The organism is Rhizobium sp. F40D2 (assembly GCF_051810745.2).
In the GTDB taxonomy this organism is placed as follows: Bacteria; Pseudomonadota; Alphaproteobacteria; order Rhizobiales; family Rhizobiaceae; genus Rhizobium.
Genome location: NZ_JBPWQX020000004.1, coordinates 174118 through 188430, shown reverse-complemented (window position 1 = coordinate 188430; position 14313 = coordinate 174118). Strand labels below are relative to the sequence as shown.

At 58.8% G+C, this 14313-nt stretch carries 17 protein-coding genes and 1 pseudogene; 13 read left to right on the top strand and 5 right to left on the bottom strand.

The window, feature by feature from the left end:
- The gene (locus tag ACS4RS_RS29535) at positions 1–201 is read right to left on the bottom strand and encodes a hypothetical protein (RefSeq protein ID WP_012555661.1); all 201 of its coding nucleotides are present in this window, start codon (positions 199–201) and stop codon (positions 1–3) included.
- A 619-nt stretch (positions 202–820) separates the two neighbouring features.
- On the opposite strand from ACS4RS_RS29535, the gene ACS4RS_RS29530 reads away from it, so the two are divergent.
- The 11 genes and pseudogenes from ACS4RS_RS29530 (at position 821) to ACS4RS_RS29480 (ending at position 8138) form a co-directional block, all read left to right on the top strand.
- A complete protein-coding gene (locus tag ACS4RS_RS29530) occupies positions 821–1963 on the top strand; it encodes a helix-turn-helix domain-containing protein (RefSeq protein WP_439012518.1) in 1143 nt (380 codons plus the stop codon).
- 62 nt (positions 1964–2025) lie between these two features.
- Positions 2026–2265 (top strand): fumarylacetoacetate hydrolase family protein, encoded by a 240-nt coding sequence (locus ACS4RS_RS29525; protein ID WP_439012517.1) that lies wholly within the window; start codon positions 2026–2028, stop codon positions 2263–2265.
- A 350-nt stretch (positions 2266–2615) separates the two neighbouring features.
- Complete coding sequence (locus ACS4RS_RS29520; protein WP_439012516.1) at positions 2616–2993, top strand: hypothetical protein; 378 nt, start codon at positions 2616–2618, stop codon at positions 2991–2993.
- On the top strand, positions 2986–3507 hold the full coding sequence (locus tag ACS4RS_RS29515) for a hypothetical protein (RefSeq protein ID WP_439012515.1): 522 nt from the start codon (positions 2986–2988) through the stop codon (positions 3505–3507). The genes ACS4RS_RS29520 and ACS4RS_RS29515 overlap by 8 nt, the downstream gene beginning before the upstream one ends.
- Positions 3504–4373 (top strand): RNA polymerase sigma factor SigJ, encoded by an 870-nt coding sequence (sigJ, locus tag ACS4RS_RS29510; protein ID WP_439012514.1) that lies wholly within the window; start codon positions 3504–3506, stop codon positions 4371–4373. The genes ACS4RS_RS29515 and sigJ overlap by 4 nt, the downstream gene beginning before the upstream one ends.
- Before the next feature lie 298 nt (positions 4374–4671).
- Positions 4672–4929, top strand: a complete 258-nt coding sequence (locus tag ACS4RS_RS29505; protein ID WP_037080160.1) for a hypothetical protein — start codon at positions 4672–4674, stop codon at positions 4927–4929.
- A 261-nt stretch (positions 4930–5190) separates the two neighbouring features.
- Positions 5191–5451, top strand: coding sequence for a hypothetical protein (locus ACS4RS_RS29500; protein WP_439012513.1), 261 nt, complete (start codon positions 5191–5193; stop codon positions 5449–5451).
- A gap of 477 nt (positions 5452–5928) precedes the next feature.
- Positions 5929–6138: pseudogene (locus ACS4RS_RS29495) on the top strand (hypothetical protein); the annotation flags it as partial.
- 78 nt (positions 6139–6216) lie between these two features.
- On the top strand, positions 6217–6897 hold the full coding sequence (locus ACS4RS_RS29490) for a peroxiredoxin-like family protein (RefSeq protein ID WP_439012512.1): 681 nt from the start codon (positions 6217–6219) through the stop codon (positions 6895–6897).
- A 404-nt stretch (positions 6898–7301) separates the two neighbouring features.
- Positions 7302–7493, top strand: a complete 192-nt coding sequence (locus ACS4RS_RS29485) for a DUF6494 family protein (protein ID WP_064830019.1) — start codon at positions 7302–7304, stop codon at positions 7491–7493.
- A gap of 201 nt (positions 7494–7694) precedes the next feature.
- Positions 7695–8138, top strand: a complete 444-nt coding sequence (locus tag ACS4RS_RS29480; protein ID WP_439012511.1) for a MarR family transcriptional regulator — start codon at positions 7695–7697, stop codon at positions 8136–8138.
- A gap of 9 nt (positions 8139–8147) precedes the next feature.
- On the opposite strand, the gene ACS4RS_RS29475 is transcribed toward ACS4RS_RS29480, so the two are convergent.
- On the bottom strand, positions 8148–8561 hold the full coding sequence (locus tag ACS4RS_RS29475; protein WP_439012510.1) for an ester cyclase: 414 nt from the start codon (positions 8559–8561) through the stop codon (positions 8148–8150).
- A gap of 35 nt (positions 8562–8596) precedes the next feature.
- Positions 8597–8968 (bottom strand): IS66 family insertion sequence element accessory protein TnpB, encoded by a 372-nt coding sequence (gene tnpB / locus ACS4RS_RS29470; protein WP_439012509.1) that lies wholly within the window; start codon positions 8966–8968, stop codon positions 8597–8599.
- Between the two features lie 349 nt (positions 8969–9317).
- Here tnpB and ACS4RS_RS29465 point away from each other — a divergent pair, with 349 nt between their 5' ends.
- Together ACS4RS_RS29465 and ACS4RS_RS29460 are read left to right on the top strand one after the other, a co-directional pair.
- Positions 9318–10142 (top strand): universal stress protein, encoded by an 825-nt coding sequence (locus ACS4RS_RS29465; protein WP_439012508.1) that lies wholly within the window; start codon positions 9318–9320, stop codon positions 10140–10142.
- 12 nt (positions 10143–10154) lie between these two features.
- Positions 10155–11642, top strand: a complete 1488-nt coding sequence (locus tag ACS4RS_RS29460) for a succinate CoA transferase (RefSeq protein WP_439012507.1) — start codon at positions 10155–10157, stop codon at positions 11640–11642.
- Positions 11643–11859: 217 nt separating this feature from the next.
- Here ACS4RS_RS29460 and ACS4RS_RS29455 read toward each other — a convergent pair whose 3' ends face one another.
- A complete protein-coding gene (locus ACS4RS_RS29455; protein WP_439012506.1) occupies positions 11860–12837 on the bottom strand; it encodes an ABC transporter transmembrane domain-containing protein in 978 nt (325 codons plus the stop codon).
- A gap of 500 nt (positions 12838–13337) precedes the next feature.
- The gene (locus ACS4RS_RS29450; RefSeq protein ID WP_439012505.1) at positions 13338–14060 is read right to left on the bottom strand and encodes a CBS domain-containing protein; all 723 of its coding nucleotides are present in this window, start codon (positions 14058–14060) and stop codon (positions 13338–13340) included.
- Positions 14061–14313: the final 253 nt, after the last annotated feature.

Sequence of the window (14313 nt, the reverse complement as noted above, 5' to 3'; positions counted from 1 at the left end):
CTAATGCGGTCGAAGCTTTTTGGTCGCGATCAGCATGACGAGATCTTCGGAGGCATCTGCGAGCTCCAATGCCAATTCCGCAGCCGACCACCCATGCTTCTGCAAGCTGACGAGCATTTCCACCATTGCGACTTCGACCTCTCGTCTGCAGTTCGAAATCGGCTTCAATTCGATTTGTTTCTCATCACATGCGGTCGTCATCTTAGCCTCCGTTCTGCCAATGGGCAGCGTCACAAATTCGCCAATGGGTGGATATGTTAAGGGTTGCGTGCAAGCCTCGGCCTCATTACGCATCGACACAGACGACCTCGGCCTGCGCGCAACTCCTTCGCGTCCTTATTTGCCGATGTCCGGCCTCAGGAGCGTCTCGCACGAAGGTGAGCAGAGGAAACCCGCACGATTGGCGATAGGAATTTTTCCTGGCGCCTGAGGGTTATGCGGATAGGAATTCATGTCGTAAGCCGATGCTCGCGCAAAGCGCGCACGAATATTGCCCCGATAGTTCACGACCTATCCTCCTCTGCTTGCATATTTTGTTGTGATTTAGTGTCGTTCACGTTGAGAGTGCTTTGAAACTGCAGTGCACTGGCAAGTGAGTATTCGGGCTTTCCAAACGTCCTTCGGAACTAGCCCTTGCTCATTTAAATACCGGAACAGGACGCAATTGTCGTTATCGCCGCATCCCGAAAATTATCGGTCCGTCCATTTCTGCTCGTAAAGGAATATGATAAGTAGCTTATGCACGTAGGACTTCAGTCGATTCGGTTTGTCGGATGGGCTGCGCGGACGTTTCAGCCGGCTTATGCGCTGGAGAAATTCGATGGTTACGGAGTCTGGGGATGACCCCGCTGCTGGGAAACAATGGCCGGCCCACCTGGAGCGGCGGCGCTGGCCGCGCGAACCGTCCCCGCAGAAAGAACGTCGGGTGGACGCTCCGCCTGCATTGGTGCCGTTGCGGTTTTCGACGCGAGACCTGCCGCCGAAAGAACAATTCCAGTCCTGGCGATCACATATGGCGCCGCTTGTGGATGTTCACCTGCCGAACGGACAAGCTGAGGACGACGGTTTTCTCGCGGAACAGACCGGCTGGCATCTCGGCGATATCCTCATCATCCAGCAGCGCGTGCAGGCATGCAGCTATATTCGCGATCAGGCCATGCTGCGATCGAGCCCAATCGATCACTGGAACGTCGGCATACTTCGCAGCGGCCGGGCCTGGACCGAGGCCAATCGCCATGTCACGGAGACCGGCCCGGGTGAGATATTTTTCAGGTCTCTCGGTTATCCCTACCGTGGGCGGATGACCGATTCAGCCGCGGTGCTCGTCTTCCTGCCCTATGAACTGTTGACCCGTGATGCGCCCCTTCTGCAGAACGCCCACAACATCGCCCTCTCCGGTAGCCTCGCCGAATTGCTCGTCAGCTATATCGACGGCCTGGAAGCGAACCTCGGCAATTTGACGGTGGAGGAGGCGCCGCGGATCATTCGGACGATCGGCGATATGGTCGTTGCATGCGCTGCATCGTCCGCAAGTTTGGATCGCGGTCAGGAACAGACCAATATGGGGCTGATGGAGCGGGCGCATCGCTATATTCACCTCAATCTTCATTCCGATAGCTTGACGCCTGACGTCATGTGCCGTGCGCTTGGTATTTCGCGGACGCGGCTCTACCAATTGTTCGAAACGAGCGGGGGCGTCTTCAACTACATTCGCAAACGTCGATTGCTGCAGGCATATGCGGATCTGACCAACCCGACCGACAACAGGCCGATCTCGGAGATTGCCGAGGCCGCCGGCTTCGACGTTGCAGCCAATTTTACGCGCGCGTTCAGCCATGAATTCGGGCTGAGCCCGCGTGAAGTCAGAAAGACCATGGCAACCGAGCGCCCCGCCATCCCCGCAACACGTTCCATGCGGCGTTTTGGGACAACGATCGGCGATTGGCTAACGCTCGCACGTTGATGCGGTGAGCTAAGCTTTCCTCAACTCAATCCGATATCCACCCAAGGATACACTTCCGTCAGATGATTTTCGACATCGCACGGCAGATCGAAATTTGCTCCAGTTTCACGCGCCTGGACGCGGGCGATGTCATTCTCAACGGCACGCATTGGCGCCAAGCGTCAGCCACCGCTTGGATGAAGCCGGGAGATGTTGTGGGGGTCGAAATCCACCGTATGGGAGAGCTCTGCAATCCGAGCGCCGATGAAACAGCCCAATTGAGAGTTATTCAGCATATTATTGATACTGCATATTTTCGTTAGAATCCTACAAATTATGCAGCGTCAGAGGCCACCGGTTTGCTTCGCGATGCGGCGCACGCCCTGATCGCCGCCAGCCGCAGTTGATTCACTGGAGGCACATTTCCCAGAGTCGTGAATTGGGTCAACAGACTTGGTCACACATGATGGCGTTCTAACAACACCGCTTGGGTTTCTGCAGATACGGAACGTCAGGCGAACGCGGCGCTTTCTGACTTGCAAACTGACAGCGGTGGATTTCGGTTGATAGCCCGCGCGCACTGTCGTGCTGCAGGAGCGCAGGCCAAATTTCTGGCAAGGGCATGTCACATTTTCCCGCTCCCTTCGTCCTTGTGAGCGAAAGGAGATTTTCCATGCGACCGCTACTTCTTGCCCTTTCCGTCCTCCAGCTTTTCAACGGGGTACTGATGCTGGCTGCACCACGGCTCTGGTATAACGTCATACCCGGTGTCACGGAGACTGGCCCGTTCAATTCCCATTTCATTCTAGACATCGGCCTTGGCTATCTGAGCGCCGGCTGCGCGCTCGGCATGGCGAGCCGGTATGCGGCGATTGCACGGCCTCTGGTGGCTGTTGCCAGCGTCTTCCTGCTCGGCCATGGGCTGCTGCATCTCGCCGAATTGGGGCTGCATGGAACCGGTCCGGCCTATGCGGTGCGGGATATCGCTCTGATCGTCGTGCCGGCCTTGATGCCGCTTGCCGTGTTTATGCGGAGGACCACCGATGTTTAGGCGGCTCTTTCGGAATGCCGCGCGCAAATTCGGCGCGCGCTATGATTATGATGTCGGTTATATGGAAGATCTGGCCGAGTTGAGCCCGGGCGGATTTGCCAAGCTCGCCTTGCTCACACCCTTCACCCAGGAGCGTTTCGGCCTGCCGGCTGCACCATATTATTCTGCGAAATTCATCGCAGCGCGCACGGCCGGATGTGGGCCCTGCGCCATGCTGGTGGTTCGCATGGCGGAGGAAGCCGGCATCAGCGCACAGCAGCTCGCCTCGATCGCCCGGCCGGGTTCGGCGGATGCAGACATGCGGCTTGCCGCCGACTATGCGGCAGCCGTTCTCGCGAACTCGTTCGACCTTGCTGAAATGATCGAGGCGGCGCGGTGTCGCTTCGGGGAAAAGGGCCTCTGGGGCCTTGCTTCTGCCGTCGCTGCTGGCCAATTCTACCCCACTTTAAAGCGGGGCATCGGCGCGGCACTGAGCTGCGACCTGCTGCCGGCTGAGTTTCGGGAGGTCGCATGAGAGCGCTTAAGGAGAGGGATGTCGGGCCGATGCCGGAGGCGCTGCGCCGCCGGCTGGTGCGGCTCGCCTATCGCTATCTCGGTTCGGTGACCGACGCTGAGGACATCGTACAGGAAGCGTCCATCAAGCTCCTCGCCAGCGAAAGTGTCCGCGACCGCGAGGCGTGGCTTGCCCGCGTCGTCACCAATGCCGCGCTCGATCGGCTGAGGCAGCTCAAGGCACGACGGGAGACCTATATCGGACCCTGGCTGCCGGAGCCGGTGATCGAGGCGGAGAGCCCGAGCGATCGCGAGCTCGACATTTCCTTCGCCGTCATGCGCACGCTCGAGACACTGTCGCCGCTCGAACGCGCAGCCTTCTTTCTGCATGACCTGTTCGGCATGGATTTCGACACTGTGGGCGAGACGCTCGCCCGCTCGCCCACCGCCGTCCGCAAGCTCGCCTCGCGTGCCCGGCAGGCGGTGAAGGAGGGGCGGCCACGCTTTGCGGCGAGACCGGCCGACGTTGAGCGGCTGCTGATGGCGATCGGCGCTGCTGTGCAGAGCGATTCCGTCGACGCTCTTGCCGCCACATTGGCCGAGGATATCGAGTTGATCTCGGACGGCGGCGGCAAGGTGATAGCGGCACTCAGGGTTCTTCATGGCCCGATGGAAGTCGCAAATTTCCTGATGCATATCGCCCGCAAGCAGCCGGACGGCGGATGGCGTTTCGGACCGACCCAAGTGAATGGCGGCGCCGGCATGCTGATCAGTTCCGAGGTTGGCCTTGATACGGTGATGGCCATCGACCTCGATGCCGAGGGGCGGGTCGCTGCGGTCTATCTCGTGCGCAATCCCGAAAAGCTCGCCCATGTGGTGGGAAGCTGAGCCGGCGTTGCCACGGAGGCTGCGCTTATGTCTTTGGCGAAATTGCGCTGGTCGCGGACCCTCCTTAAATTCGTCCAACCGGCCGCAGCCCGAACAGATCCTCATTCGGATGCGATTGACGGGTGTTACTGAGTGCGGCGCGGAGCCATTGATGACACGGCGACATAGGGGGATGTGATAGTCTCGTGCCGGCCAAGGTAGATTCGCAATTGTCGGGATTTTCGCCCCGGAAGCCCGGCACGCGAAATCGTGATACAGATATCTCTCCGACAAGAGCGTGGACTTATATGAGGCAGCGATGCTGAAAACCGATACCCGCCAAGCGAATTGGCGTCGTGCCAATCCAGGCAAATATGATGCTCACCTCGCCGTGCAGCGAGCAGTCAAGGCAGGCGAGCTGGAAAAACAAACCTGTGAAGTCTGTGGGGTCGAAGCAGTCGATGCCCATCATGATCAATACGACGAACCCTTAAGAGTGCGGTGGTTATGCCGACGGCACCACACGAGGCTTCACCATTACGGCGAAGACATGTTTCCGATCAGGAATGCACTTTAGAGTGCCTGATCAATCTGGTCTGTATTTGCGGCCATCAACAGTCCGGATTTCTGAGGTGATGCCATAGCATTCGGAAAATGCTGTTTTCGCCAGATGCGCGCTTGGTCAGGCTGTCCGGCCACCCCCACGCCATTTCCATTGATATGTATCAAGGTAGGTATCGCGGCGGCGGGATAAGTCTACCGGTAGCCTGCCCGAACGGCCAAAAGCTTTTCTGTGGAAGGATTTTCTTGGGAGATCATCCAGTCGGGAGATGGAGCAATGTCATTGAAATTGGTCAGCGGAATGATGAAATCCTCCGGCGACGAAGCGTTACTGATAATGGATGCGGACGGTATGAATCAGATGGTTGTCATCGACAGGGAAGCTCTTCTCGACGTCGATGACCCGCCGCGTTGCGACGAGAGTCGGCTGCAGGAAAATATCGATCTTTTCAGCCGGATTGCTTCTGCGAAGTACGATCGCGGCGATGTCGAACGGGATGGACGTATCCGTATCAGTGCGAATGACCTCGTCGCCTGAGAAGGGGCGAGAGCATGCAGGATGGGTCTGCTGCTATTCCCACTTCCTGACGAGGGTAGCCCAAAAGCGTCTGGCCGGTGAGACCTTCACGCCAGGAATAAGCCGGCTACGTCCGCAAGTGTTGCCATGCCGGTCGTGATTGCCAGCCGAACCGCATAACCGATGCCCGGCGCAGCCTCCGTTCGCGCCATTACCGCTCGATCCCCACGAGGACACCGATCGCAAGCGCCAGACTGAGCCTTTGGAATGCGCAAGCGCTGTTATGCTCCCACATCGTTCAATAACGTCGGCCCGTTTCGAGCACTGCTGCGGTGATAAAGATGGCAGGATTGCGCCGCCATCAGAATAAGCTTTCATGTGTGGCAGCTCACGACCCGTTGACGACGTTGGTGGTCGCAGACTTGAGCGTCCAAAACAAGGTCGGGAACCTGACCTTCAACGCAATAGCATTCGGGAGTCTCTCGTGTGAGGTGTACCGCCGCCGAGAAGGCAATCGAGATCGACCGTGCGCGCTCGACCAACGTGAACACCTCGCGCTGGCCGTTGATCGTCCTGGGGAACGAGGCGCTCGAGATGGCTCGCGAAACGGGCGACCCGCAGATGCCTTTTCCGTGCTATGATAGGCTTGCAAGGCTCAATCTCGAGGTCGGCAATATGGCAGAGGCCGAACGCTACTTTGCCCCGGCGTAGGGAGTTTGCGCCCAGCACGGGCTCGACCCCCGTATGCCGCCTTTTTTTGACTGATCCGGGGCGAGGAGGTTGTTCATGTCCACGAGTAGTGTCAACCGCCCGCTGCAGCCGGGCGACCGGGCACCGAATGTTGTACTCGACGCGATCTCGCGCGAAGGCAAGATCGCGCTCGATGATTTTCGAGGCCGTAGCCCGTTATTGATCGGTTTGTTTCGAGGCCTACACTGTCCGTTCTGCCGGCGTCATGTCTCGGCGATGGCGCAACTCAATCCGGCCCTGAAGGAGAAAGGGATCGAATGTCTCGCCGTGGTCAAGACGCCGGTCGAACGGGCGCGGCTCTACTTCCGTTACCATCCGCTACCCAACCTTCTTAGCGCATCCGACCCGGAGGGGGCTTCGCATCGCGCCTTCGGTTTGCCCATCCTCGAGCTCACGGAGAATGAAACCGAATGGCCGCACAAGCTGGGAATGGACGCGGTCATGACAATGCGGATCGATCTGCCGGGGGAGTTGCCCTTGCCGATGAACCCGGCTGCGGCGGGCGACTTTCTTGAGAAAAAGGACCGGTATGAAATGACGGAGGCCGACCAGCAGATTATGATCGCCGGTCACATGCCGCTTATCGGCGAGTTCCTGCTCGATCGGGAAGGCACTGTTCGCTGGAGTTTCACAGAAGCCGAAGAGGGAGGCCAAAATGTATGCCGGGCGCCGAGTACCGAAGAATTAATGTCAGCAGCTTCCCAAGTCGCACATTAATAAGCTGCTGAAAAACTCGTTCGACGACACCGTCCTGTATGATTCTGTGGGTTTGAACCATCATCGAGATACTTAGGCGCGGCGGCTAAGGTCTGCCGTAAGCTTCATAGCGATTTCCATTCAATGCCCCGCGCAGTGACCCGGCGCTGGAGTGAGCACGCCTCAGCGCATATGCGAGGCCACGCCCGCTCCTTGCACGTCGTTCCGACAGGCGCCTCATACGGCAAGTTTCCACCCTTTTTCAGTCATGTTTGGATCAGCCTTTTAGTGACCGCTTCGGGCCGGGAGCGGTCATCTGTCGCCGAAATTTTTCACGTCAGATTCTGGGGCATGGGGCGTCATTGCGGCTTCCTTGACGATTTACCTTCCATTACAATCCCTTCCGCACATAGAGGAGTTCCGCCATGAGCGAAGACGCCTTCAACATGTCGATCCGCAAGTTCCTGAAGGAAGTCGGCGTCACGTCCCAGCGCAAGATCGAGGAGACGGTGCGCAAGGGGCAGGTCGGCGGCAAGACGTTGAAGGTCCGCATGACGCTAACGGCGGAAGGCACCGGCCTCAACCACGTGGTGGACGGCGAGATCGAACTTCCGTAGGCTGGGGCGAAGCGATCGTGCGAACGGTCCGGCTTTCCCAAGTTCATGGTCCACGCCCGCGCGTAATCGAAGCATGGCCGCTCTGGGCCAACTGCGGTCTTCCCCTTCGCGCCATAAGCGGTCATGCCGAAGCTATTTCTCTTCTAGCTCTTCACGGTCTATGCAAAGGTTTAGAGGGTGCAGTTTAGGCGGAAGAAGAAAATGGCCAGCGAAGAAGCCAGCTCCGAAAAAGATAGCGATGCGCTAGCGCTTGCGGAAAATCTTCGTGTCACGCTCGGCAGATTCGTTCGCGGCGTAAAGACGCAGGCAAATACACCGACGACCTCGCAGTCAGAAACGCTGTCGCTTCTGGATCGGGCGGGTCCGCTCAGCGTCGCCGAACTGGCAGACCGCCGCAACGTCAGGCATCAGAGCATGCGGCTGGTTGCCGGTCAGTTGGAATCTGAAGGCCTGATCAGCAAAATGCCAAATCCAGCAGACGGGCGGAGCCAGCTTCTTTCCATTACCGAGAAGGGAAAGGAGAAATTGTCCCGCGCCCGCGAAGCCCGAACATTGCAGATTGCCAGTTTGATCGAGGAACGCCTGTCGGCCACGGACAGACGAACGCTCGAAGCCGCAATCGGTGTTATCGAACGGCTGTGCTAGTTCGTCGCATCAATCCTTCGACAAGTCAGCGAGCACGTTGGATAAGGTGTTCACTCCCCAATGCTCTGTATATTTGCCGTCCTGAATTCGCACAATATCTATAACGCTAATGGAAACGTCCCGTCCCGTCGCCGGAACGCCCAGCAGGGTACCGGTATGAACTCCGCTTATTGTCTTGCGCGTTGTGACCTTATCTCCCTCGGCGATCTGGTCATGGATCGTTACGGCTAGGTTTGATAGCGCTGGGCGAAGGACATTCTGGAAGGTGTGCCACATGCTTTCCGGGCCGTTCGGCATTCCTTGCGGCGCAGCGTGATTCACAAAGTGAGGAGCCATCAAGGCATGAAATTCGGTTTCGCTCCCATTTTGAATGACCTCAATGTTGAAGCGGCGAACCACCTCTTTGCAATCGGTTGACATCATCGATCCCTCAAACAAATGCCGATAACATATACAGTTTACCTGTATATGTTATCCATAAGCGTTCTGCGATCCTGTAGCAAGTCATACCACCTGCAGTGTTCGCATTCTTGCCTCAACAGCACGAACCCGACGCCAGTCAAGTAGCGCAAAAGTGCCTCGAATTGAGCATGGCCCAAGGTCATCAAGCCGTCCCGGACACTTGGCCAAATGAAGGTGTGGTCCTCCAGCCGCTTGTAGGCCATCACCAGACCGCTTCCATCCCAGTAGATCAGCTTCGGCCGTTCTGCCCTCCGCAACCGGAATTCGAAGACTGTCCCAGTAAACGGGTCTTTGCGCAGCTCGTTCTTGACCAGCGCTGCCAATCCATCGTGGTCTTCGCGGAAGTCGATCGGCTTGGTCGCGACCATGATCCGAACCCGATTCGCTGGAAAGATCATGCCGGGACCGCTAACGCACGCGCGACAGCGGCGATCCGGGCAGCAGACGCGCCTTCTTCCAGACGATATTGACAGAGCCAATCTCGGACGGCTGGCTTTATTGATCGGCGGCTCCGAAACAGGTGGATCGCCTTATCCATGAAATCCAACCGCGGCCGTGCCGCCTGGATCATTGCGACAGATCAAATTTAGCTCGAACGAAGCCTCTCTTCGCGTGAAGCCGGCAGGCTGTTCCATTGAGCCATGTCAATGCTCAAGTTGGAGCAAGTATCAGAATGACGAATATCCGCTCTCGGCTTATCCATTCGGAGTACCATCATTGAAACGGCACATCTTTCTTCCGCTCCTCACCTATCCGGATGCGACTTCGGAATTCATGATCTCCAATGCAGTCGCACTTGCGCACCACATGCGGGCGACGCTGACCGTGTGTGCGGTCGGGATTTCCGTTCCCGATGTCTCCAATGCGCTGTCGTCGCTGATCATCGATGCGGCGCAGATGGCGCGGGATGCCGAGGCGCTGAGCCGCAAGCGCGCCTCGGTGCTGACCCAGCGGGCGGTCGATGAGGCGCAATCGGCTTCCGTCGATGTGCGTACGCGCGAAATCACGGTCGAGGAGCCTTTCGTCGTCGATGCGCTGGCGGAAGCCTCGCGCGCCTACGATCTCGTGCTGCTGGAACTAGCAGGGCTCTCCCGCCCGATCGTCGAGGCAGTGCTATTCGGATCCGGGCGACCGCTCATCCTTTATCCGCCCGCACCTTTTGGCGGCCGGATCGATCATGTCGCAATCGCCTGGGACGGCAGTCGCGCGGCTGCGCGGGCGGCCCACGATGCTTCGGCTTTCCTGGAGCAGGCGTCGAAGGTCTATCTGCTTTCGGTCATCGACGAAAAGCCAATAACCTACGAGACGGGCGATTATCTCGTTGAGAATCTGCTGAAGAGCGGCGTGATGGCGGAGGCGACGCGGGTGCGCGCCCGCGGTGAGCCGGTCGGAGAGGCCCTGCAGAGCAAGGCTTTCGAATTGCGAGCAGATCTCCTCGTGATGGGTGGCTTCGGTCATTCGCGTCTGCGCGAGTTCGTGCTCGGCGGGGCGACCCAGGCGGTGCTGACCAACATCACCCTGCCGGTTCTGCTGTCGCATTGAGGGGCGCATGCAATGTTCAGGAACCGGCTTCGGAGCAAACGGCTCTGGGATCGCATCGTCGATGCCGAGGAGGCCGCGCGCCTGATCACCGACGGCATGACCGTTGGCATGAGCGGCTTCACCCGGGCCGGCGAGGCCAAGGCCGTGCCGCTGGCGCTAGCGGAGCGAGCAATGCGAGATCCGCTGAAGATCACACTGATGACCGGTGCATCGCTCGGCCACGATTTGGACAGCACGTTGGCTCAAGCCCATGTCATCGCGCGCCGCTTGCCGTTCCAATCTGATCCCATCCTGCGCAACGCCATTAACTCCGGCGAGGTGATGTTTATCGATCAGCACCTGTCGGAGACGGTTGAATTCCTGCGCAACGGCGCGCTTGCGGTCGACATCGCCGTCGTCGAGGCGACCGCAATCACCGAAGATGGTGGTATAGTGCCGACGACCTCCGTCGGCAATTCGGCGAGTTTCGCCATCCTTGCGCCAAAGGTGATCGTCGAGATCAACCTGTCGCAACCGGAAGGGTTGGAGGGACTTCATGACATCTACATCCCGACAAGGCGACCGAGCCGCGAGGCGATCCCTGTCATGGCGCCTGACAGCCGCATCGGCGTGCCCTTCATTCCAATCCCTGCAGAAAAGATCGCTGCGATCGTCGTCACCCAGAGCAGCGACAGCGATTCTCCGGTGGAGGCGCCGGATGCTGAAACTGATCTAATCGCCAGCCACCTCACCGAATTCCTGTTGCGTGAGGTCCGACGTGGCCGCCTGACAGAAAGGCTGCTGCCGCTACAGGCGGGCATCGGTACAATCGCCAATGCGGTGCTCCACAGCTTCACCGAGGCGCCCTTCCACGATCTCACCATGTATTCCGAGGTGCTGCAGGATTCGACCTTCGATCTCATGGACGCCGGCAAGCTCAGTTTCGCCTCAGGATCCTCGATAACGCTGTCGACCGAAAAGCACCGGCGCGTGCTTGCCGAGCTCGAGCATTACAAGCGTCGGCTCATCCTGCGCCCGCAGGAAATCAGCAATCACCCTGAAGTCATCCGCCGGCTCGGCATTATCGCCATCAATACAGCGCTGGAATTCGATATTTACGGCAACGTCAACTCGACCCATATCGGCGGCACGCAGATGATGAACGGCATCGGCGGCTCCGGCGATTTCGCCCGCAATGCCTCCATGTCCATCTTCGTGACGAAATCGTTGGCCAAGGACGGAACGATTTCGCGGGTCGTGCCAATGGTCAGCCATGTCGACCACACCGAGCATGATGTCGATATTCTGGTGACAGAAATCGGACTTGCCGATCTCCGTGGGCTGGCGCCGCGCGAGCGGGCGGAAATCATCATCGCCAACTGCGTGCATCCAATCTATCGCGAAGCCCTGAGAGGTTATTACCGGCGGGCCTTGCTGCGCGGCGGTCACACTCCGCATCTCATCGAGGAAGCTCTTGCGTGGCACGACAGCCTGCGCCGGACGGGAAAGATGTTGCCGTAGCCGCCGCGCGGCTTTGAAGCGCGTTCGTCCTTCTTCAAATCGCGAAGATGCTCCGTCTCTGTGTTTTATGCAAACCAGGACGCAAACCGCGGCACGATTTTGCTGGAATTGCTATAGAGCATGTCGCGCAAACGTGTGCCGCGGTTTTCCGATAACGACATGCGTAAAAACAAAGATCTAAAGAGCGAAGAGCGAGCCCGAAAGATCGCGACGCGCTTTAGGCCTTCAAGGCATCGATGGTGGATGCCGTATCGGGAGCGAATGCCTCGTCCTGTGATCCGCTGGCAGCGCTTGCATCGCGGATCATGGCATATTTGACCTGCGTAACCCTCAGGTCGCGATACCAATCGATCAATTCGCCCCACGGATCTCGAATCTTGGAAAGGCCGGAGATGAAGGCGACTACCGTCCCGATCTCGGTGTTGCCCGTAGCGACGTAATAGCCACCGAGCGCAAAGATGCCGGCATAGCCAAGTTGCGTCATCAGGTTCATCATGAAATTCATCGTAAACTTGATCTTGTAGATACTCATGTTCAGCGAGAAGAGCCTTTCCACCCGCGCGCCTTGGGCATCGAGCGCATCGTTGGTGGCAACATGCTGCACCATGCTTTGGCTGACATGGCGCATTACGGTGATCTTGGTTTCTACCTGGTGATTGATCGCCGATTGCATCAGCGGCACGAAGCCGATCTGCGGCAGGAAGACGATGGCGACGGCAAGCGCCATCAGGGGCTGCAGAAATATCATATAGCCGCCGACAGCGACAAGAATACCGGCCTGCAGCAGCGGCTCGGAGACGCTGGTGCCGACGAATCCGCCGACTGGTTCGGCTTCGGCGATGACGATCGATAGCTGCACGCCTTCGACAAGCGCATCGAGGGGAGCCTCGTCCTGGCGCTCGGAGGCGGCGAGCGCCGATTTGCGCAGCCAGCGCACCGCGACTTCGCCGATCCAGGCGCGATAGATGTTCAGCATCAACTTGGTCAGGCCCTCAAGCAGGACGAGGCCGAGATAGGCAAGGACGAGGATCAGGATGGACTGATAGGGAGCGCCGTCTGTGGCGGCATTGATGATGCGCCTCTGGATTTCCAACGGCGCGGTGCCGGCGAGAAACAAGATAATGGAAAGGGCAGCGATCCCGATCTGGTGATAGCGGCCAATGAGGAGCACGAAACCGAACAGGCTTTTCGGCATTTTTATCGTGGCCTCCATTGGTGCTTCTAATAGTTTCCAACAACAGCCGCCGATTTGCGGCCTGTCCTCTGCCGCAACGGCCAGCCTCTCTTTGATCAGAACGGCCGGCGCCACTGCGAGTGGCGGACCCGGGTCTCCACGCTTTGTGGCGCTTCCCGCCGACCGGCCATCCAGGCGGCGGGATGAAAGAGGAGGACGGCGCAGGCGACAGTTACCCAGAGGCTCATCGTGACGTGTTCGAAGCCGAGCAGACACGGTGAGACGGCAAGCCATGTGGCAATCGCCCCCCGTTCCCATTGCCGCGCTCCAGCATCCGGACGTGTCCGGCCTGTGTACAGGAGCAGCCCACAGAGGGCAAAATTTGCTGATGAGAGAGCAAGTTTTCCCAAATTGGGAAGGAGAAGCAGGGAGGGGGCCGACATTGCTAGCATCGACGCGGCAAGCAATCGTGCCGTACGATCGTTGAAGGCTGGATGTTCCATGTTTCGTCTCCTCAAATTTCAGGCCTGACTGGCCTCGGCGTCCGGCGGCGGCAACGCTATTCCATAATAGGGGTCGATCCAGACGAGCAGGTCTCTGACCGACGCGACGCCTGCAACATTCTCAGCCGCGACTCTTGCGGCCAGGCGCTCGCGCTCGTCAAAGATGGTTCCTGTCAGTTCGGCAACGCCATCGGCGACGTGGCAATGGATGAAGCCGTTGCGGCTCCAGCTTTGCCTTGCAAGTTCAGCTTCGACGGCCGCTTGAATCTGCGCATCCCCGGCGCAAACCGGGCTGGCTGGCAGGGCCTGCGAGAGGCCGCGCAGCAGATCGGAGCGGGCGACGATGCCGACAAGCCTGCCATCGGCGACGACGGGCAGGCGCTTGATATCCTGACGTTCCATCAATTTCACTGCGTCGGAAATGGGGGCGGTTGGCGCAATCGCACTGACCGGCGAGGTCATCACCTCTTCGACCCGCCGCCCATGGGTGCGGACATATTCGGCGGCGATCTTTCCCGGACTCGTCAACCATTCGAGCAGCCACGACCGTTTGCGTTCCGTGTTCAACTCGCTACGGCGCAGGAAATCCCCTTCGCTGACAATGCCGACGAGCGCGCCGTTGGCGTCGACGACCGGCAACCCGCTGATTCTGTTATCGAGCATCAGCTTGGCTGCTTCTGCGACGGAACAGGATGCAGTCACGGTGATGGCCGGTGATGTCATGATGGCTTGAACGAGCATTTTTCGACTCCATGTGAGCGCATGTTTGGCACCCCGCCGGCCAACTCAGCGCACCAGCATCGTGAATGAGGCGGCAGTTGCTCTGAAACGGTGGAACCAATGTAATACGATGCAGGTGGAACACTTTGATCGGCATCAAACTTTGGGCTCGGCGATCGGTGCAGCCTCCGGGACGGCTGCTCTGGCCGGAAACGCGGATGTCTCTGCCGCTTCCCCGGACGGCGGAGACATCGGGCGGCGCCGCCAGCTATGT